15 protein-coding genes are annotated in these 18,916 nt (G+C 62.9%); 4 read left to right on the top strand and 11 right to left on the bottom strand.

Annotated features, from left to right (window positions below; all coding sequences use genetic code 11):
* Positions 1-26 precede the first annotated feature (26 nt).
* The 3 genes from ACXMYO_RS10675 to ACXMYO_RS10665 all read left to right on the top strand — a co-directional run bounded on the left by ACXMYO_RS10675 (position 27) and on the right by ACXMYO_RS10665 (position 2,979).
* A complete protein-coding gene (locus ACXMYO_RS10675; RefSeq protein ID WP_438764545.1) occupies positions 27-590 on the top strand; it encodes a cytochrome b/b6 domain-containing protein in 564 nt (187 codons plus the stop codon).
* A gap of 148 nt (positions 591-738) precedes the next feature.
* Positions 739-1,629, top strand: coding sequence for a methyltransferase domain-containing protein (locus ACXMYO_RS10670; RefSeq protein ID WP_457808689.1), 891 nt, complete (start codon positions 739-741; stop codon positions 1,627-1,629).
* Positions 1,630-1,635: 6 nt separating this feature from the next.
* Positions 1,636-2,979, top strand: a complete 1,344-nt coding sequence (locus ACXMYO_RS10665; protein ID WP_457808688.1) for an APC family permease — start codon at positions 1,636-1,638, stop codon at positions 2,977-2,979.
* A gap of 38 nt (positions 2,980-3,017) precedes the next feature.
* Here ACXMYO_RS10665 and ACXMYO_RS10660 read toward each other — a convergent pair whose 3' ends face one another.
* Positions 3,018-4,118 carry an ion transporter gene (locus ACXMYO_RS10660; RefSeq protein WP_457808687.1) on the bottom strand — a complete coding sequence of 367 codons (1,101 nt, stop codon included), beginning with the start codon at positions 4,116-4,118 and terminating at the stop codon, positions 3,018-3,020.
* Positions 4,119-4,224: 106 nt separating this feature from the next.
* On the bottom strand, positions 4,225-5,037 hold the full coding sequence (gene nadE / locus ACXMYO_RS10655; protein ID WP_457808686.1) for an ammonia-dependent NAD(+) synthetase: 813 nt from the start codon (positions 5,035-5,037) through the stop codon (positions 4,225-4,227).
* 449 nt (positions 5,038-5,486) lie between these two features.
* On the opposite strand from nadE, the gene ACXMYO_RS10650 reads away from it, so the two are divergent.
* A complete protein-coding gene (locus tag ACXMYO_RS10650; protein WP_438764536.1) occupies positions 5,487-5,768 on the top strand; it encodes a hypothetical protein in 282 nt (93 codons plus the stop codon).
* A gap of 52 nt (positions 5,769-5,820) precedes the next feature.
* Here the strand turns inward: ACXMYO_RS10650 and ACXMYO_RS10645 are convergent, their stop codons facing one another.
* From ACXMYO_RS10645 to ACXMYO_RS10605, 9 genes are all read right to left on the bottom strand, one after another.
* Positions 5,821-6,594 (bottom strand): DeoR/GlpR family DNA-binding transcription regulator, encoded by a 774-nt coding sequence (locus ACXMYO_RS10645; protein WP_457808685.1) that lies wholly within the window; start codon positions 6,592-6,594, stop codon positions 5,821-5,823.
* 40 nt (positions 6,595-6,634) lie between these two features.
* Positions 6,635-7,561 carry an NAD(P)-dependent oxidoreductase gene (locus tag ACXMYO_RS10640; protein ID WP_457808684.1) on the bottom strand — a complete coding sequence of 309 codons (927 nt, stop codon included), beginning with the start codon at positions 7,559-7,561 and terminating at the stop codon, positions 6,635-6,637.
* A gap of 44 nt (positions 7,562-7,605) precedes the next feature.
* Positions 7,606-9,921, bottom strand: a complete 2,316-nt coding sequence (gene pdxA / locus ACXMYO_RS10635; protein WP_457808683.1) for a 4-hydroxythreonine-4-phosphate dehydrogenase PdxA — start codon at positions 9,919-9,921, stop codon at positions 7,606-7,608.
* A gap of 271 nt (positions 9,922-10,192) precedes the next feature.
* Positions 10,193-11,578: a nickel pincer cofactor biosynthesis protein LarC gene (larC, locus tag ACXMYO_RS10630; RefSeq protein WP_457808682.1), complete on the bottom strand. Its 1,386-nt coding sequence runs from the start codon at positions 11,576-11,578 to the stop codon at positions 10,193-10,195.
* Entirely contained in the window at positions 11,575-12,312 is a 738-nt protein-coding gene (gene larB, locus ACXMYO_RS10625; RefSeq protein ID WP_457808681.1) for a nickel pincer cofactor biosynthesis protein LarB, read from the bottom strand. The genes larC and larB overlap by 4 nt, the downstream gene beginning before the upstream one ends.
* Positions 12,305-13,216, bottom strand: a complete 912-nt coding sequence (gene larE, locus ACXMYO_RS10620) for an ATP-dependent sacrificial sulfur transferase LarE (RefSeq protein WP_457808680.1) — start codon at positions 13,214-13,216, stop codon at positions 12,305-12,307. Before larE ends, larB begins: the two co-directional genes overlap by 8 nt.
* Before the next feature lie 16 nt (positions 13,217-13,232).
* Positions 13,233-14,519, bottom strand: a complete 1,287-nt coding sequence (gene larA, locus ACXMYO_RS10615; protein ID WP_457808679.1) for a nickel-dependent lactate racemase — start codon at positions 14,517-14,519, stop codon at positions 13,233-13,235.
* A gap of 80 nt (positions 14,520-14,599) precedes the next feature.
* The gene (locus ACXMYO_RS10610) at positions 14,600-15,727 is read right to left on the bottom strand and encodes a 2-keto-3-deoxygluconate permease (RefSeq protein ID WP_438764526.1); all 1,128 of its coding nucleotides are present in this window, start codon (positions 15,725-15,727) and stop codon (positions 14,600-14,602) included.
* Between the two features lie 243 nt (positions 15,728-15,970).
* Positions 15,971-18,880 carry an MASE3 domain-containing protein gene (locus tag ACXMYO_RS10605; RefSeq protein ID WP_457808678.1) on the bottom strand — a complete coding sequence of 970 codons (2,910 nt, stop codon included), beginning with the start codon at positions 18,878-18,880 and terminating at the stop codon, positions 15,971-15,973.
* Between the last annotated feature and the right edge of the window lie 36 nt (positions 18,881-18,916).

Genomic DNA, 18,916 nt, shown 5'->3' with positions numbered 1-18,916 from the left:
GTGGCCCACGCTTCAAGGAGCCTTTCGTGCCTTCCATCGCCTGGCGGGATACTCGTGAATATTATGGGCGGATCAGCCGTCTTTTTCACTGGCTGATGGCGGCACTGCTGCTGTGGCAGTTCGCGGGCATGATTGCAGCCAACCTGGTCGGTCGCATGCCCTGGGTCTCCTTTATGGTAGGCAGCCACAAAAGCATCGGTTTCGTTTTGATGCTGCTGGTGGCCCTGCGCTCGACGTGGGGGCTCTATAACCTTTCCAACCGTCCGCCCCATGACCGCGGCGCCGAGATGCTGGTCGCCTTCGGTCAGCTTCTCCTGTATCTGCTCATGATTGTGGTACCGCTTCTGGGCCTGACCATGAACTGGGCTTCCGGCAAACCGCTGGAGGTGTTCGGCGCGCAGCTCATGAGCGGCGGTCGCGAAATGTCGGGGCTGGCGGAGCTGACCGCTCGCTGGCATGTCTGGATGGCCTGGACGCTGGGCGTGCTGATAGCCGGACATGTGCTGCTGGCCGTAGTCTGGCACGGCCTGATCCGGCGTGACGATACGCTGGGGAAAATGGCGACCCGCCCCGACCACGCCTCCCGCTAAAGGATGTCATGACCGAGTCTCGACCCACGGGACGCCCCGCCTTGCTGAAACCTTATTGAAGGCAGTGGCAGGGCCCTGGTTTTCAACGCAGGATAAACGGGCGCATCACGAACGCTCTTACCCCGGATTGCAAAGGAGTCCGTCAGTCATGTCCTTCAAGCCTTTTGACAAGTACAAAAAACACGCCGTTCACACTGTGATTGGCACCGGGCTGCTGCTGACCACGCTGGGTCTGGCAACGGTGGTCCAGGCGCAGCAGCAGGCGGCCGATAACGTCGAAACGGCGGCCAGTATCGAGCTTGATGTGCCCTATGTCCCCACGCCGCAACCGGTGGTGGAAGGCATGATGGAGATGGGCGAGGTCAGCGAGGGCGACCGCGTGATCGATCTGGGCTCCGGTGACGGGCGCATCGCCATTGCCGCCGCACAGCGGGGCGCCGAGGTACTGGGCGTGGATATCGACCCCGAACGTATCAGTGAGGCCAACGAGAACGCCGAGCGTGAAGGCGTGACCGACCGGGTCGAATTTCGCCGGGAAGATCTTTTTGACACGCCCATCGCCGATGCCGATGTCCTGACCCTGTATCTGCTGCCGACCATCAATCAGCAGCTGCGTCCCAGAATTCTTGCCGACATGGCACCGGGCACGCGGGTGGTCTCACACGCTTTCGACATGGGGGACTGGCCCTCTGATGAGCAGCGCACCATCGACGGGCGCACCGTCTATCTCTGGCACGTGCCGGCCCGGGTCGAAGGTGAGTGGCAGATGATGCAGGGCGACACCTCCATCACCCTGACGCTGTCGCAGCGCTATCAGGAAGTTCGCGGCACCGCTCAGCGCGATGAGCAGGCAGTGACCGTGGGCAATGCGCGGCTGCTGGGTGACCGGATCGCCTTTACTCTGGCCGACGGCGAGCACCATCAGCGCTTTTACGGACGCGTCACGCAGGATCGCATCGAGGCCGTCGAGCCGATCGAGGCGCTGGAAGGTCCGGGAGAGCCGGTGGATGCGGACTGGCAGGCCAGCCGTGAATCCTGATTCTCCATGAGCGCAAGCGCCGCGACCGGCGTGCGTCGCTATCTGGGCGTACCCGACGCCGTTGCCATCATGATGGGCGTGGTGATCGGCGTCGGGATATTTCGCACGCCGCCGCTGGTCGCCGGCCACGTTGACAGCAGCTGGGCCTTTCTGGGGGTATGGCTGGCCGGCGGCGTGGTGATGCTGATGGGCGCGCTGTGCTACGCAGAGCTTGCGTCACGCTATCCCGATGCCGGCGGCGAATATCATTTCCTCTCCCGCGCGCTGGGCCAGCGGGTGGCGATACTTTTTGGCTGGGCGCGCGGCACCGTCATTCAGACCGGCGGCATCGCCGCCGTGGCGTTTGTGTTCGGCGACTACGCCAGCACGCTTTTCTCGCTGGGCGAGCACGGCCCGGCGCTTTATGCCGGCCTTTCGATTCTGGTCTTTACGCTGATCAACGTGATCGGTACCCATCAGGGGCGTTTGACCCAGCGGCTTTTTACCCTGGTCACCGTCGCACTGATGCTGGGGGTGATCGTGCTGGGTCTTGGCAGCATGGAAGGCCACACCCTGTCCCAACAAAGCAGCGCGCCACTGGGAGACGGTCTTTCGGCACTGGGCATGGCCATGGTGTTTGTCCTCATCACCTACGGCGGCTGGAACGAGGCCGCCTATCTCTCGGCCGACATGCGCTACCCCCGACGTGACATGGCTCGCGTGCTGGTGATCGGTTCTCTGCTGCTGATCGTTTTGTACACCCTGATCAATCTGAGCTATCTGGGCGTTTTAGGGCTTGAAGGTCTGCGCAACAGTGACGCCGTGGCGTCAAGCATGATGCAGGTCATTCTGGGCGATAGCGGGGCGCTGGCCATGACGGTGATCGTCATTGCCGCCACGCTCTCCACGCTCAATGCCACGCTGTTTACCGGCGCGCGCGTCTACTATGCGCTGGGGCGCGATCTGCCGCCGCTAAGACGTCTGGGCATGTGGAGTCAGCGCGGTGACAACCCGGCCAATGCGCTGGTGGTGCAGGGCATTTTGTCGATGGTACTGGTGGCGCTGGGAGATCTGCATCGCGACGGCTTCGAGGCCATGGTGGACTACACGGCGCCGGTGTTCTGGGGCTTTCTGCTGCTGGTGGGCCTGTCGCTTTTGATACTGCGCCAGCGGGAAGGGGATGGCGGGGTGCGGGCCTTTCGCGTGCCGCTCTATCCGGTCACGCCCGTGGCGTTTTGTTTGGTATGCGCGGGGCTGGTGTATGCCAGTCTCGTCAACGCCGGGCCGGGCGGCGTAATCGGGGTGACGATTGTGGCACTCGGGATTCCGCTTTTGTACTGGCGTCGCCGCGAGGCAACGACGGCGACGTAGCGCCGTCCCCGTCGTTTTCTCGCCAGCCATCTCCCCTGCTAGTAGTAGCGCTCCTTCCAGCGCTGCACCTTCACTTCGCTTTTGAGCACGTCGAGCACCTCGACCAGCACCTGCTCAAGCGCCTGATAGTCGCTGGTGCTGGCGGGCACGCTGCGATCGATGGTGCGATTGGCCAGCTCCTCGATCAATGCCTTGAAGTCCGGCGAGCGGATGCCGATTACCGCCTCACGGATCAGACGGCTTGTCACATCGGCCATCGCTCCATCCATGGCCTCGACCACCTGGGCGCCCATCGGCAGGCGCTGAAGGCTGCGAATGGTGGGGTTTTCCGTCACGGCGCGATGAATCAATCCGCTGACCCAGTCGTTGATGTCGTCGCGATGATGGGCATAGCTTTCTCCCAGCACGCGCTGAATGCGGTGAGAAACGTCATCAATGAGCTGCTGCTTGCGAGGCAGCAACACCTCGTCGGTCACGCGCTGGGACAGATTGCCCTTCGACAGAAAGCCTTCCTGCACATCGGTGAGCATCCGCACGATGATGCGATCGGAGAGCTCCTCGAGCACGATTTCGTAGTACTTGTAGAAAAAGCGATAGATGCCCCAGGTGCGAATATCGATCAGGCGGGTACGCTGAAGTCGAATCAAAAGCCCGATGACACGCAGCACACGCAGCATGCGCAGACCGCCGACCGGGATGCAGCCGAGCACGTCGTACCAGTGGACGAACGGATAGAAAAACCAGCGGTGATAGCGCCTGTCCCAGATGGCAAAGGCCCAGCCGCCCAGCACATCGAGTACAAAGATGGCGACAAACCACAGATCGATGGCCTCGAAATTGTCATGCAGCCAGGCGCCGCCCTGCTCAAGAGACGGTGAGATGGCCGAGAGCATGGCGCGAAAGGGCCCGGTCAGATAGAGCGTGTCAAAGAGGATCAAAAGCAGACTGGCCGAGACCAGGACCATGATGACCAGATCCCAGACCAGATAGAGCTGTTCGCGCCAGCGCGGTACGCTTCGGGGGCGTGGGGACTTGTCTTCCTCGGGCGCTTCACCACGTGGCTGATCGGCCCAGCTGTTGGCGGGCGGGTAGCGGTCGCGCTGGCTGCGATCGCCTGATGGGGAATCCTCTTGATGCATGTGTGCCTCCTTGCGTGAGAGGCTATCTCAGATGCTTGAGCGCTCCGCGTCAAGTCGCGGGCGCTCAAACAGGTTGTCGGCATCGGGATTTCAGAATCAAAAAGGCTTACGGCGCGCCCGGCAGCTCCCGCTTGTGCGCCGTGCGTTCATAGGTGCTGATGATGCGCTGCGCCGCGTCATCATCGATCCTTTTGCCTTCAAGAAAGTCATCGATCTGATCGTAGGTGACCCCGAGGGCCTCTTCGTCGGTGCGCCCGGGAGAGAGCGATTCCAGATCCGCGGTCGGCACCTTGTTGACCAGTGTCTCGGGTCCCTCAAGCACGCTGAGTAAAGCGCGTACGCGGCGCTTGTTAAGCCCGGCCAGCGGGGTGATGTCGCAGGCACCGTCCCCGTGCTTGGTGAAAAAGCCCATGACCGCCTCGGCGCCGTGATCGGTGCCCACTACCAGAGCGTTATGTCGGCCGGCCACGGCATACTGCGCGATCATGCGGGCACGTGCCTTGATGTTGCCGTGAACGAAATCACGCTGATGGACGTCGTTGAAATCAAGCCCGCCTTTTTCAAGACCTTCGAGCATGCCATCTGCCGAAGGCTTGATGTTCACATCCAGCTGCTCATCTGCCCGGATATAGTTGATGGCGGCCTGGGCGTCGTCTTCGTCGTGCTGTTCGCCATAGGGCAGGCGCATGGCATAAAACGTGGCGTGGCCGCCGCGTTCACGCATGCGCTCCACGGCGAGCTGGCACAGACGTCCGGTCGTGGTGGAGTCCACGCCGCCGCTGATGCCCAGCACCAGAGCCCGGGTGCCGGTGTCTTCAAGAGACTTGACCAGAAAATCGATGCGTCGTTCCACTTCCTGTTGCGCATCGAAATGCGCGCCGATATCGAGGGCGTCAATAATCTGCTGCTGGGTGGTCATAAGCGATCATCATCCTGCGTGCAGTGAATGTGGTACTGCTGACAGCGTAGCCAGAAATCGGTATCGATAACATTCCGGTCAGGTGTCAGCGTTATTGTATAAACACCGGCCATGATAATGGCTGATGCGCGAAAGTGCATGGCGTGCCGCCGCCAGACGCACCTTGTTGCGATCGACGTCCAGGCGTTGTGTCGAGGTTCTCAAGGGCGGTGAAGGGCTCAGGATATGCCTTCAGCGTTAACCGAAGGCATGAAGGCCATCTCTCGATGGTAACGCCACGCAAGAAAGTGTACCCGAGCAGTATCCTGGTACCGTAATCGCGAGTCCTGTGCGCATCGGTCGATATAAATCAACAATATTGCCGCTTTCGTTACCTTCAGCGGTGCCAGGCTTGAAAGGACCAGTGAGGGCAATCGCCATTCATGTTCCAGAGTGCGGGAGACGCATCCATGACAATCGAGCAGGGACGTGAGGTACACGACACCCGGGGCCAGCTGCTGGGCCGGGTCGAGACCGAAGAGGACGGCTACCTCAGACTGGCCGACGAGCACGGCAAGCATGTCTGGGTGCCGGTCGATATGGTCAACGTCAGCGATGAGCTGATCGTCGATGAGAAAGCGGAAATCCTGAACAGCGATCCGGCCATCGATAGCGATATCGGCGGGGTGGATGAGGCGATGGAGGAAAGCTTTCCCGCCAGCGACCCGCCGAGTTTTACCCCCGAACGTTAACCCCGGGCCCCGCGATCAAGCGGGGCCTTTTCGTTGTGCGCCGGCATCGACGCTACTCACTCGATGACGCGTTCAGGGTAAGCACGCAGACGTTGTGCTGTCGAAAGGGAGTCAGGGCGCGCTCATCACTGGCATCGGTGATCAGCGTCCACTGCGCCGGCAGCGGTGTCCAGTGCTGCTGGCTGGTTCGCCCCAGCTTGGTATGATCGGCCATGACATAGCATCTGGCGCTGCGAGCGATCATCAGCTCCTTGAGCCAGGCCTGTTCCGGGCTTGCCTCGCAAAGCCCCAGATCGGCGGCTACTCCGTCGGCGCTCATGAACACCCGATCAACCGACAGCCTGGCCAGCATGGCCTGAGCGGCGGGCCCCATGGTGGTCATGCTGGACAGGCGCACCTCACCGCCCAGTACGGTCACCCGGCCCTCGGGAAGGCGTCTGAGGGCCGACAGAGCGGCCAGATTGTTGGTAATGACGTGCAGCCCCTGGCGCTGGTGCAGTACGTTGGCCAGCGCGGCCGTGGTGGTGCCGCCATCGAGCAGCAGCGTGTCATGATCCCTGATCTGTTCAAGGGCCAGCGCCGCCAGGCGTGTCTTGATCTGCTCGTGGCAGGACTGGCGCTGTTCCAGCGTCAGCTCCGGCTCGCGGGTGCCGATGTGGGCGGCGCCGCCATAGGTGCGCACGATCAGCCCCTCTTCGGCCAGCGCCCCCAGATCGCGCCGCACGGTCGCTTCCGAGACGCCAAAGTGGGCACACAGGGTCTCTACATCGGTCATGCCGGACAGCACGGCATTGAGCATGGCCTCGCGGCGGCGGGCAACCTTCATTGCGACTCCTTGGTGAGACAGACATCACGCCGTGACGATATCAGTTTCCGGCCGTGTCCGGCGCCTGGTTCAAAAAGACCTGATGGCGGGCGGCAAAGATATCGGAAAGCTCCGGTACGAATTTCTCGCCATCCCCCTGGTCTTCTGCGCTGGCATAGAGATCCCGAACGGCTCTGGCAACGCCGGCGTCCACGTTCATCTCTTCGGCCAGTGAGGCCAGATAGCGGGTATCCTTGTGGGCATTGGCCAGCGTGAATCGATGGGCGTCGCGGTCGCGCTCCAGCACGTACTGGAAAAAGGTGCGATAAAAACCGCTGTCCATGCGTGAGCCACGAATGACGCTATCAAACGTCTGCGGCGTAATACCGGCCCTGGCACCGATGGTCAGCGCCTCGGTGAAGATGGCGCCATAGCCCATGGCGAGGAAATTGTTGAGCAGCTTCATGGTGTGACCGGCGCCGACCGGGCCGACATGCAAAATCTTCGTGGTCCAGGTGTCCAGCACCGGGCGAATGGCCTCCAGCGTTGACGCATCCCCTCCGACAATGGCCTGAAGCTCGCCGGCCTCGGCCTGGGTAGGCGTGCCGCCCAGCGGGGCATCCATCAGCGTGATGTCATCCTCGCTCAGCGAAGCGGCAAGCTCGCGGGTCACGGTCGGCTCGGAAGTCGAGCAGTCAACAATCACCAGGCCCTTGCGGCCGGCGCTTCGGGCGCCGGCGCGGATCCCCTCATCGCCTTCGATCAGCGCCCGGACCTGCGGTGCCCCGGTGACGCAGAGAAAAACGATATCGCATTCGCTACCCAGCACTGCCGCGCTGGTGACCTCCTCGGCGCCCCGGGCGACAAGGTCGTCGATGGGTTGACGGTTACGATGCGCCAGTACCCTGAGCGCATATCCTGCCTTTAAAATGTTGCCGGCGATGCCGGCGCCCATGAGTCCGAGTCCTGCAAAACCGATGATCGCCATGTGTCTCTCCTGAGCATTGAAAAATCGTTATCGGTGGCTCCGGTTCAGCCCATGTTGCCATCATGCCGGCCGGCAAGCTCGACCGCCTGGCGCAGCGCTTCCAGCATGCTGCGCTCATCGGCCATCCCCCGGCCTGCGATATCAAACGCCGTGCCGTGGTCCACCGAGGTGCGCACGACCGGCAGGCCGACCGTGACGTTGACGCCGGCTTCAAGCCCCATCACCTTGACCGGGCCGTGACCCTGATCGTGATACATGGCGACCACGCAGTCGAAATCACCGCGCCCGGCGCGGAAAAAGAGCGTATCCGCCGGCAGCGGGCCTTCCACGTCCCAGCCGCGCGCGCGCAAAACCTCGATGGCCGGCATGATCTTCTCTTCTTCTTCGCCGTAACCGAACAGGCCGTTTTCGCCGGCGTGCGGATTGATGCCACACACCGCGATGCGCGGGTTGTCGATACCGGCGCGGGCCAGCGTCTCGTGAGCGCGCTCGATGGTGCGCTGCACCAGGCCCGGCTCGATACGGGCGATGGCATCGATAATCCCTAAATGAGTGGTGACGTGGATCACCTTCATTTTGGGCGTCACCAGCATCATCGACACCTCCTCGGTGCCGGTCAGATGGGCCAGCAGCTCGGTGTGCCCGGGAAAGACATGTCCCCCGGCATGCAGGGCCGCCTTGTTGAGCGGCGCCGTACAGATGGCATCAAGCTGGCCCTGCTGGGTCAGGGTGACCGTGCGGGCGATATACTGATAGGCCGCATCACCCGCCACGGCGGAGATCTCGCCATAGGGCAGATCTTCCGGGATCAGGGCCAGATCGATGCAGTCGATGATCCCGGGCTCGAAGCGGGCCTGATCCGGGCTTTCAATGGCAACAATCGTTACCGGACTGCCCAGACGCGCCGCGGCGTCGCGCAGGCGGCGCGCGTCACCGATCACCAGCGCCCGACACTGCTGGTGCACCGAGTCATGCGCCAGGCTCTTGACGATGATTTCCGGGCCAACGCCGGCGGCGTCGCCCATGGTAATGCCGATAACGGGGCGGTCTGTCATGGAGGAAGTTCCTGATAGTGTGAAAGGGCCGTGTTGGGTGGGGCCTGGGCGACCGGCATGCCACAGGCGGGCCAGCGCGTCCGAATCGCCGAACCCGCCGGCCTTGGTGATGACTTCAAGCGAGCGTGGCGCAGGGCCTGTCATGCGCGCCATGCCGATATCCGGGGCATCCAGAAGCGTGAGCTCGACGATGTCGGCGGCGGTCAAAATGGCGCGAGCCGTGGCGCCGCCCGTGGCGATCAGGCGCGATACGTGAGACAGCAGGGGGGCCAGCAGCTCGCCAAGCCGGTCGCTGAGCTGCGATGCCTCCTGCGTGTTGCGATCCTCGCCCTGCACCAGTCGCACCAGCACGTCACGACCTGAACGCAGTGCCTTTTCGATGCGTGCTCGAAGGGCGTCGTGCTCACTGTCTGAAGCCGTGGTGCGCAGCAGGGCGGCTTCCAGCGATACGGTTTCAAGCGAGGCTCCGGCAAGGGCCTGGAGGGCATCGGCCTGACGGTGGGACACACCGCTCATGCTGCCGACCACGATCAGGGTCGGCCCGGTCGAATGAGCTGTCGCCGGTGAGTCGGTGGCTGTCTTGGTGGGCAGCAAACCAAGCGCTTCGGGCAGCGCCTCGCCAAGCCCTGCCGAGCCGGCCCAGAACACGCTGGAAAGCGATGCCGAGGCGTGTGCGATGCGGGCAAGATCGTCTCCGGTCAGTGCGTCGCAGACCACGGCCTGAACGCCCTCGCGCTGCCAGCTCGCCAGACGCTGCGTAACGGCCTCGGGCGGCTGGTGCAGGTCATCAAGTGTTAAAAGCGCGGTCTCAAGGCCGGCCTGTTTCAGCATGGCGACCAGATCGGCCCGGCCGGTCATCCCCTCGTTGGTCCATACCTCGCAGGCCTCGACCGGACGGTCATCGAGATACTGGCGACCCTGGCGCGTTGTGCGACCGGTGGCCGGAAAGGCCGGTGCCACGATGGCCATGCCGGCCAGCGGGATCAGTGCGGCAAGTTCGGCGGCCACGTTGCCGCGCAGGGTCGAATCCATCTTCTTGTAGAGAGACTCATGCCGACCCTGCCAGTGCTCAAGACAGTCGCGATTGCGCCGTGCCGCCTGCGCCGGCGCACAGCTCCGGGAATCGGTATCGATGGCGATGACGTCGGCCGGGGCCTCGGCGGTGGCGTTTAAAAGAACCTGCGTGGTCAGTCCGGCGCTGCTGCAGGTCACGGCCGAGTCGGCGGTGCCGGTCAGGTCATCGGCCAGAATCAACAGCCTGGTGCGATAACGAGAGCTGTTTGAGGCATTGGCAGGGCGGGGCATGGCAGTGACCTCATGGCCTTTTTGATCGTTTCGATAGTTTTAAAAAGATAAAATGATCGAAACGATAATAAAGGGCAAGCGTTATGTCGTGCGTCAAAGGTCTAAATTTTATACATGCTGATGAAAATAAAAGGATAAATTTTCAGAGGTGGCCGGTCGGTGGGCGTGATCGAAAAGATAATAACGATCACCGCCCGGCGGGGCAGGCATCGTCGCCGCCCGCCGTGAGTCGTTGTCACCCTGATGGCTCAGGGTGTGGCCCGCCGGGGGCTCAGTCTGACGCGCGCAGGGCCGCCTGAACGTGCTCGAGGGTCTGGCTCAGCGACAGGTCATGGGCGAGCGCCAGACGGCGCAGGTCTTCGTACTCCGGCGTTTGGCGCAAAACGGTGCCCTCCAGCAGGCCGACCTTGATGCGTACTTCGCCCAGCGGCGTCGTCAGCGTCTCGATATGGCGCTCGAGAATGCGGCGCTGACAGGTCTGGCGTCGCACGCCAAAGGTGGGCGTATGGATCAGCAGCAGCCCTTCCAGCCGGTCGGCATCTTCCATCCGGGCCAGTACGGTCACCAGCACCCCGGGGCGGGACTTTTTCATGGTAACCGGCGTGTGGAAGACATCCAGCGCCCCGGCGTCCATTAAAAGCGTCAGCGCATGACCGAGCTGCTCCCCGGTGGCGTCATCGACCTGGCAGGACAGGACGGTGATCTGTTCCCGGGTGGATGTCTGATCATTGTCGTGACCCGAAGGCGCGTCCGTGGCGTGATCAAACAGGACGGTCCGCAGCACGTTGGGATGCGCCGGATTGCGATGGCCGGCGCCGTAGCCGATCCGCGTCGGTGTGTGTGCCGGCAGGGTGCCAAAGCGGGACACCAGCACCCCTAGAAAGGCCGCGCCCGTGGGCGTGGTCAGCTCGCCCGGCGCATCGAAGTCGGACAGCGGGACACCCTTTAAAAGCTCGAGCGCGGCCGGGGCCGGAATCGGAAAGCGTCCATGGGCCATGGAGACCACGCCGTGGCCGACCGGGACCGGGCAGGCGGTGATGTGATCCACCCCCAGGTTTTCGAGCGCCAGACACACGCCGATGATATCGATGATCGAATCCATTGCGCCGACCTCGTGCAGGTGCACGTCTCTGGGGTCGATGCCATGAATGCGGCCCTCGGCCTCGGCGATGGCGGTAAACAGCGCCGTGGCGCGTGTGCGTACCCGATCGGGCAGTGTGGCGTGCGCCAGCATATCGAGAATCTCGCCGGCAGGGCGGTGCGGGTAGTGATGCGCCGCGCCACCCTGATGATGGTCGTGGTCGTGGTCGTGGTCGTGGTCGTGGTCGTGGTCGTGGTCGTGGTCGTGGTCGTGGTCGTGGTCATGGTCGTGGTTGTGGTCGTGGTCGTGGTTGCCATGACCATGATGATGCCCACTGTGATGATGTTCGTGATGAGGCTGATGGTGAGGAGACGGGTCGCCGTCCAGCTGGATCGACAGCCGCCGCGCGCTGATGCCGCAACGGTCCACGCGTTCGCTGGAAAGCCGAAAGTCGTCGATGGGCAGGCGGCGCAGCTCGCGATCGATAAAGGCCTGATCGGCGCCCAGATCGATCAACGCAGCCAGCAGCATGTCGCCGGCGATGCCGAAGGTGCAGTCAATGTGCAGCGTGGTCATGATCCGGACGTGTCCTGTGGCGAGTCAAAGTGAAGGGGCGTGTCCTGCACGCCGCGCGCGGCCAGCCGCAGGATGCCGGCCGCCTGCCAGGCCGCGCCAAAGCCGTTGTCGATATTGACCACGCTCATGCCGGTGGCGCAGGCCGAGAGCATGCCCAGAAGCGCCGTCACGCCCTGCAGACTGGCGCCATAGCCCACCGAGGTCGGCACCGCGATGACGGGACTGTTGACCAACCCGGTCACAACGCTGGGCAGGGCGCCCTCCATGCCGGCCACCACGATCAGGACATCGGCGCGGGTCAGCGCCTGACGATGCGCCAGCAGCCGGTCGATGCCGGCGACACCCACATCAGTAAGGCGCGGGGCATGAACGCCCAGCCACTCAAGCGTCTGCGCGGCTTCTTCCGCGACCGGCAGATCGGAGGTGCCGGCGCAGACCACCGCTGCGTTGCCGGGCAGCGACTGCGGTGCCCGGCCCCAGTGCAGCAGGCGGCTGACCGGGTCATAGTGGCCATCGGGATGATCACGCAGGACGGCTTCGGCGCGTTCTTCATCGACGCGGGTGACCAGCGCGCGCTGATGGCGCGCGAGCAGCCGCGCCACGATGGCACTGATCTGCTCGGCGCGCTTGCCTTCGCCAAAGACCACTTCCGGCACGCCGTTGCGCGCTTCGCGGTCATGGTCAACGCGGGCAAACCCCAGATCGGAAATGGGCTCGGGGGGCCGTTCAGCCATGCAGTGTGTCTTCCTCATGACGCAGCAGCCGGTTCATGCTGCCGCTGCGATAGCCGGCCAGATCCAGCGTCACCCAGGCATAGCCCAGCTCGGTCAGCGTCTCGACCACCCAGTCGTGATGGGCCAGCAGCAGCGGCATCTCCTCGGGCGTGACTTCGATGCGTGCCAGTTCGCCGTGATGACGCACGCGCAGCTGCGTCACACCAAGGCGGCGTATGCGTCGCTCGGCCTCGGCGATGCGCTCAAGCTTTTCAAGCGTAATGCGCTCGCCGTAGGCCACCCGGGAAGAGAGACACGCCAGCGAAGGCTTGTTCCAGGTCGGCAGGCCCATCGCCTGGGAGAGCTCGCGAATCTCGGCCTTGTAGAGACCGGCTTCATGCAGCGGACCGCGCACGCCGTGCTCACGCGCCGCCACGGTGCCCGGGCGGTGTTCGCCGTCGTCATCGGCAATCAGGCCGAAGACGATGTTGTGAAAGCCGGCTTCGACCATGACGGGCGCCAGATGGGTAAACAGCCCCGTCTTGCAGTAGTAGCAGCGCTGGGCATCGTTGTCGGCGTAGCCGGGGATGGCGATCTCGGAGGTTTCGATCACCCGGTGCGGCGCGCCCAGCTGCTCGGCCAGGGCTTGCGCAGCGTCGAGCTCCTCAAAGGGGTAGGACTCGGAATCTGCCGTCACCGCCAGTACCCGGTCCGTGCCCAGGGTCTCCAGCGCCACGGCCAATAGAAAGGTGCTGTCCACCCCACCCGAGAAGGCCACCACGACGTCGCCCATCTCGCGCAGCATGGCGCGCAGCGTTTCAAGCTTTTGATCCAGCGCCCGGCCGTCGCTGACCGTGTGCTCAAGTTCGGGGCCGGATCGGGGGGCGGCGTTGACCGCCTGGCGGGCAATCAGCTGATCGCTCATGTCACTCTCCTGACGTTCAGGCGTTGTCGTCATCTGCGGCGTTGTCATCCACATAGGGCACCGTCAGCGGCCCCAGCGGCATGACGGCCACGCGCATGTTCTCGCCATAACGCGCCTTGAGGGTCGCAAGCGTCTCCTCAAGATCATGGACCGGCGTCATCATGGCAAGGCGCGCCTGATCGTCAGTGAGCGTGGAGTAGAGCATGACATCCGCCCAGCACTGGATGACGGCCTGTTTTTGCACCTGCCACTGATCGAGCATGCTGAAGTCCGGGTTTTCGATCATCTCCAGAAGCTTTTGGGGCGAATCGGCCATGCCGAGAATTTCGGCAAAGCGGCCGTGGTCGGGCAGGCCGTCCGAGCACTCGGCGGCCATGAGGATGGTGCCGCCTTCGCGGACAATCTTGTGCGCCGCGCTCATGCCCTTGACGGCCTGATACAGGTTCTGGTCCAGCGGATAGCCGGAGTTGCCCGTGATCACGACATCAAAGCGCTCATCGCAGCGCACCATGGCGTGCTTGAGTTCGTGCTCGCAGCCCTGCCGGTGTGCCTGGGCCATGTCGCCGGCAAACACCTTCGTGATCGCCTTGTCGCGATTGAGCGTGACGTTGAGCATGAAGTGCGGCGGGCACAGCGCGTTGATCTCGCGCGTCATGGCCTGCAGCGGGTTGTCTGCCATGTTGCCCCAGGTCGAGCGCGGGTCGCCGATCATGCGGGCATTGTGGAAGGTCAGGATGGTCTCAAGCCCTGCGATGCCGGGCATGATGCCCTTGGGGCCACCGGAGAAGCCGGCAAAGAAGTGCGGCTCGATAAAGCCGGTGACGATGCGAAAATCGGCTTCGACGTAGCGCTTGTTGAGCCAGGACGGACAGCCGAAGCTGTTGTCGCCGACGTTGACCAGCTCGTCGTAGTTGTCGCAGTGGTTGTTGATGATCTCGATGTGATCCACCACCCAGTCACCCAGCATGGTGCGCAGTTCTTCTTCGGTCTGGTCACGGTGGGTACCGGTGCCGTTGATGATAACGAACTGCTCGTGCGGCACGTGATCCATCGCCTCGATCAGAAGCGGCACCAGCACGTGATTGGGTGTGGGGCGGGTGATGTCGCTGATCACGATCGCCACCCGGTCCGTGGCCTGCACCATCTGACGCAGGGGCGGCGTGTCGATGGGGGCATCAAGGGCGTCTCGAACGGCCTGCTGCGGTGACTCAAGGGCCGGCTGCGCCGGCGGTGTCACGATAAAGGCGTTATCCGGCACGTCGAGTGCCAGCTCGCCCCGGCCATACAACAGTGAGGTTTTCATGTGCGCTCCCGACGTCGTGCCGGCACATCGGCCGGCACAGGCTATAACGGATGTCATGGCATAAGGGTTGTCAGCGTAGCTTACGCGCCGGGGCCGGAAGAGGCATCCACCCTGTCGGCTGTTCGTGCCGGCTCGTCTTCGAGTGTGCCATCGATACCGCGTCGGCGCTGCCAGCGGTCGATGATGATCACGGCCGCCGGGCCGAGAATCGCCGTGGTCAGGGTGGCAATCGAAATCTGGGAGGTCGCCACGTTGACCAGGTCCTGATAGCTCTGCGCTTCTGCCGCACTCATCATGCCGGAGCTGGCCGCAACGGCGGCGGCCGCGGCGATGGCCGCCGGGGTGCCGGCTGCGTTACCGGCCGTTGTGGCCTCAGAAACCGGAGCGATCACGCTGCGTTCACGAAAGGCTCGAAAGATCAGGATGCCGGCGCCACCGGTCAGCACCGTGGTCATCACGCCCAGCAAGAGGCCAGCGCCCACGACCTGCGGATTGAAAAACACGGCCAGGTTCATGTTGGCGCCAAGGGCAAAGGCAAAAAAGGGCACCGGCAGAATCTCGCCGGGTTTGAGAAAGGCTCGAATGTCTTCATCCAGATTGCCCAGCAGCATGCCCAGCGCGATGGGCAGCAGCACGGCAATAAAGGCAATCATGGGGAACTGCGAGCCTAAAAGCCCCAGCGACATGAGCGTGAAGAAGGGGCCATCGTTGAGCGAGAGAATCGCCACGGCACCAGTGTCGGAGCGGTTGCCGTACTGGCTGGTGAGTGCGGCATACATGCCGCCGTTGCCGTTGGTCATGGCGGCGATGATGGCCACCGTGGAAAGGCCCAGCAGGCCATTGATGGGGTCAAACATGAACCCCAGCGCCAGCCCCACGGCAAGACCGGTCAGATACTTGGCGCTGACCAGCAACAGCCCTTTTTTGAGCGCCTTGCCACCCACACGCAGGTTCATCTGGCTGCCCGAGCAGAACAGAAACAGCGCGATCAGAACCAGAGCGCCGTCCTTGAAAAGCTCCTGGGAAAAACCGCCGATGCGCAGAAATTCATAATTGCCGCTGTCGGTCTGGCCGGCCCCCAGCCACTGCAATACCGCCGTAATCCAGGGCAGATGAAGCTGGTCGATGGTATTGAGCGTTGCGCCAAGAATCAGCGGCACCACCATCAGACCGCCTGGAACCTTTTGTACCGTGGCAAGCAAACGCATGGGCATGTCTCCCGCTGATCATGACAAATATCTGCAAGGTGCAGATGTGATGATTAAAACGAGAGAAAAAAATGATCGAATCGATCAGGTCAGGCAATGCGACCAACGTGGCATCGTTATATCAGCGCCGGCTTTTTCACCTGTCGGGCCGTTCGGTTACCGGGCTGACGCCGGTTTATGGCAATGCTTTCTACGACCAAAGAGAGGTCTTTGGTGCCGGCCCGCTGGGCCATTTTCTGCGGGTCAGGTCAGTGGTAGTGCCTGCTCGACCTGGTGCACACGCCCGCGACCGGCATGCTTGGCGCTATAAAGCGCCTGGTCGGCCATCTCGATCAGGGTGCTCATGTCGCGGCTCTGGCAACGCGCCTCGATCAGCCCGGCCGAGAACGTGAGATGCTCGATCCGATCATCTCCGATGGTCATGGACCATCGACCGAACTGCTCGAGCACCTCGTTGAGACGCATCATGGCAATGCCGGCGTTGGCCCCCGGCAGCACCACGATGAACTCCTCGCCGCCGTAGCGACACGAGATGTCCGTGGCGCGCAGCCGCTGGGTCAGAATCTCGCCCAGCGCCACCAGCACCTGGTCACCAGCGTCGTGCCCCCAGGTATCGTTGAGCCGCTTGAAGTGATCCAGATCGAGCAGGGCCAGCGATACCGGGGCCTCGTCACTGCAGCCGGCAAGCAGTTCAGGCAGCGTCTCGTTGAGATAGCGCCGGTTGTACAGCCCGGTCAGGGCGTCGCGGTAGGCGTGATTGGTCAACTGGCTGCGCAGGCGCAGGTTGATCAGCGTCAGCGTCAGGATGCGGGCGGTCTCATCGGTCATGCGCTCGAGACGCTGGCGGTCCTCGTCATCCAGCGGGACCGCCTGCAGGGTCATGCGTCCCAGTGCGCCGGTGGCCGTGGTCAGACGCTGGCGATATTCAAAGGCCGGCTGCGCAGCCAGCGGGTTGCCCCAGGTGATGCAGTGCGCCTGATCCAGCTCCTCGATGCGCAGGGCCAGTTCGCCACTGGTGTCGGGAAAGCACCGGGGCAGATACGCTTTTAGCAGCGGTACGACCCCGTTAATGTCGTCAAGCTCGAACAGATACGTGCTCAGCTGGTTGAGATGCTGTCGATACAGACCGTCGCGCGACAAACGCTGGTTGAGCAGCACCAGCCCCTGTTCGGCCTCCTTGCGCGCCGTGATGTCATGGACCATCTCATAGATCAGCGTTCTACCGCCGATTACCACGGGGGCCACAAACACTTCGACATCGCGTATGGCGCCTTCGGCCAGGCGATGGCGCGTCTCGAAATGCCCCTCGTGCTGTGCCAGCGTCTGGTGAGCGCGCTGCTGACGGGTGATCAGCGGCGTCAACGAGATGTCCTGCATGGTCATCGTCTTGAGCGTGTCCAGCGAATGACCGTAGTAGTCGCTGGCGGCCGCGTTGGCATCGACGATGGCGCCGTTTTCCGGGTCCAGCAGCAGCTTGATGGCATTGCCACTTTCAAAGGTACTGCGATAAAGCCCGGCATTTTCCAGCAAAAGCTCGGTGGCCTGCTTGCGGGCGCTGATGTCCTCGATCAGCAACAGATAAAGGTTTTCCTCCGGCAGTGGCGCAATGACCCACTCCGCCCATAGCGGTTGCCCGGCCCGCCCATGGCCATAAAGGTCCATGCGCAGCTCGCGGTGCCAGGTCGATTCGCGGCGCTGGGTGGCGTCCTGCCCCTGCCATGTCTGCCAGTGCTGCAGAGCCTGCGCGTCATGGTCGTTGCTGACCCACCGCCAGATGTTTTCCTCACCGATAACGATCTCGTGTGGCGCCAGCAGCTGCTCCAGCATGGGGTTGTGCTGATGCACCACGCCCAGATGGTCGATCACCAGCATGCCGGTTGGCGTGGTATCAAACAGGGTCTGCAGACGCCGGCGGGTTTCCGCCAGGCGCTGTTCCTGCTCACGGCGCGTCTGAATGTCGATGACCGTCCCCACGATCCGGGTCGGGCGTTTGTCTTCATCAAAGGCCATGATCTGGCCGTTGGCCTGCAGCCAGCGCCACTTGTTACTGGCATCGAGAAACCGGTATTCGCAGCGCCAGTGGGCGTTGCGACCGGCCACATGCTCGTCAAAGCTTGCCATCACATGCTCGAGATCATCCGGATGAAACAGGCGCTCGCGCCAGGACTGGGCATCGCGCGGCAGCGCACCGTTGCGATAGCCCAGAATCTGATGAAACTGGGCGGACGCAAACAGTTCATCGGTGACGAGATTCATGTCCCACACGCCCGTATCGGAGCCTGTCAGGGCCAGGTTCCAGCGCTGCTCCTGATGCGTCAGCGTGGTTCGGGTTTCGGTCAGTGCTTTCCACGGATAGCGCAGATGGCTCAAAAAGAGCGCGCGAAAGATCAAAACGTAGGACACGGCCTTGTAGACATGCCCGAGAATATTGAATTCATCGTTGGCCGAGCCATACAGCGTAAAGCAGATCTCGGCCAGCGCAGTGACCCAGGCCGCCAGCGTCAGCATCTCCCGGTCACGTCGCTGGCGCAGGCGTGAGGAGCGCAGCAGGATGATACCGGCAAGCACGCTCATGCCGGCCAGCTCCCATTCAAGTGAGATCTTGAGCGGTGTCAGACCCCGGCCCGGGATATAGAGCGTCGGTAATTGCTGCAGGTAGCCGAAAACGGCCACCAGGGCCACAACGCCTGCTGCCAGAAACGATATCAGTATGAGGCGCGGAAAGCGGGCAGGCTGGTCCGACAGGTGAGAAAGTGACAGCAGCAGCAGGGCGCTGATCGCGCTCAGTCGGGCCAGAAGCCAGAAATAGATCGCCTTGTCGAGCGTGTTGGGCGAGAAGAGATCGGCCATGCCGGGCATGGACAGCAGGTGCAGACTGTCCATAACGGCTGACAGTGCCAGCAGGCTGCCCACACACAGATACTGGGTCGAAAGCGTTCGGTAGCTGTTAAAAATGGCAAGGGCGGAGAGCACGGCCACCATCACGCAGGTCAGCTCGACCAGGGAGTGAAAGCCCAGGTAGCTCTCCTGCAGGCCAAACACCTGGTGGCCCGGCAGCACGGCAAGAGCCACCATGAGCCCGAGCAGGGCCCAGAAGAGGCTGCCCAGCGGGCCAGTCAGAAGATGTTTAAGAGCTGTCTTGAGCGTTGCCATCCCACCATCCGGCGTTTAGAGGTGCAGGCTGCATAT

It is taken from the genome of Kushneria sp. EE4, from assembly GCF_977968315.1.
Note: the sequence above shows the minus strand (reverse complement) of the source record. Positions and strands in the feature narration are given on the sequence as shown.

What these genes read in the sequence shown, in the direction of transcription:
- ACXMYO_RS10645 (WP_457808685.1), bottom strand. Translation starts at nt 6,594, where the DNA reads ATGAAGGTTGCCCGCCGCCGCGAGGCCATGCTCAATGCCGTGCTGTCC.
- ACXMYO_RS10605 (WP_457808678.1), bottom strand. Translation starts at nt 18,880, where the DNA reads ATGGCAACGCTCAAGACAGCTCTTAAACATCTTCTGACTGGCCCGCTG.
- ACXMYO_RS10660 (WP_457808687.1), bottom strand. Translation starts at nt 4,118, where the DNA reads ATGCATCAAGAGGATTCCCCATCAGGCGATCGCAGCCAGCGCGACCGC.
- ACXMYO_RS10665 (WP_457808688.1), top strand. Translation starts at nt 1,636, where the DNA reads ATGAGCGCAAGCGCCGCGACCGGCGTGCGTCGCTATCTGGGCGTACCC.
- larB (WP_457808681.1), bottom strand. Translation starts at nt 12,312, where the DNA reads ATGGCTGAACGGCCCCCCGAGCCCATTTCCGATCTGGGGTTTGCCCGC.
- pdxA (WP_457808683.1), bottom strand. Translation starts at nt 9,921, where the DNA reads ATGCCCCGCCCTGCCAATGCCTCAAACAGCTCTCGTTATCGCACCAGG.
- larE (WP_457808680.1), bottom strand. Translation starts at nt 13,216, where the DNA reads ATGAGCGATCAGCTGATTGCCCGCCAGGCGGTCAACGCCGCCCCCCGA.
- larC (WP_457808682.1), bottom strand. Translation starts at nt 11,578, where the DNA reads ATGACCACGCTGCACATTGACTGCACCTTCGGCATCGCCGGCGACATG.
- ACXMYO_RS10640 (WP_457808684.1), bottom strand. Translation starts at nt 7,561, where the DNA reads ATGGCGATCATCGGTTTTGCAGGACTCGGACTCATGGGCGCCGGCATC.
- ACXMYO_RS10670 (WP_457808689.1), top strand. Translation starts at nt 739, where the DNA reads ATGTCCTTCAAGCCTTTTGACAAGTACAAAAAACACGCCGTTCACACT.
- ACXMYO_RS10650 (WP_438764536.1), top strand. Translation starts at nt 5,487, where the DNA reads ATGACAATCGAGCAGGGACGTGAGGTACACGACACCCGGGGCCAGCTG.
- larA (WP_457808679.1), bottom strand. Translation starts at nt 14,519, where the DNA reads ATGAAAACCTCACTGTTGTATGGCCGGGGCGAGCTGGCACTCGACGTG.
- ACXMYO_RS10610 (WP_438764526.1), bottom strand. Translation starts at nt 15,727, where the DNA reads ATGCGTTTGCTTGCCACGGTACAAAAGGTTCCAGGCGGTCTGATGGTG.
- nadE (WP_457808686.1), bottom strand. Translation starts at nt 5,037, where the DNA reads ATGACCACCCAGCAGCAGATTATTGACGCCCTCGATATCGGCGCGCAT.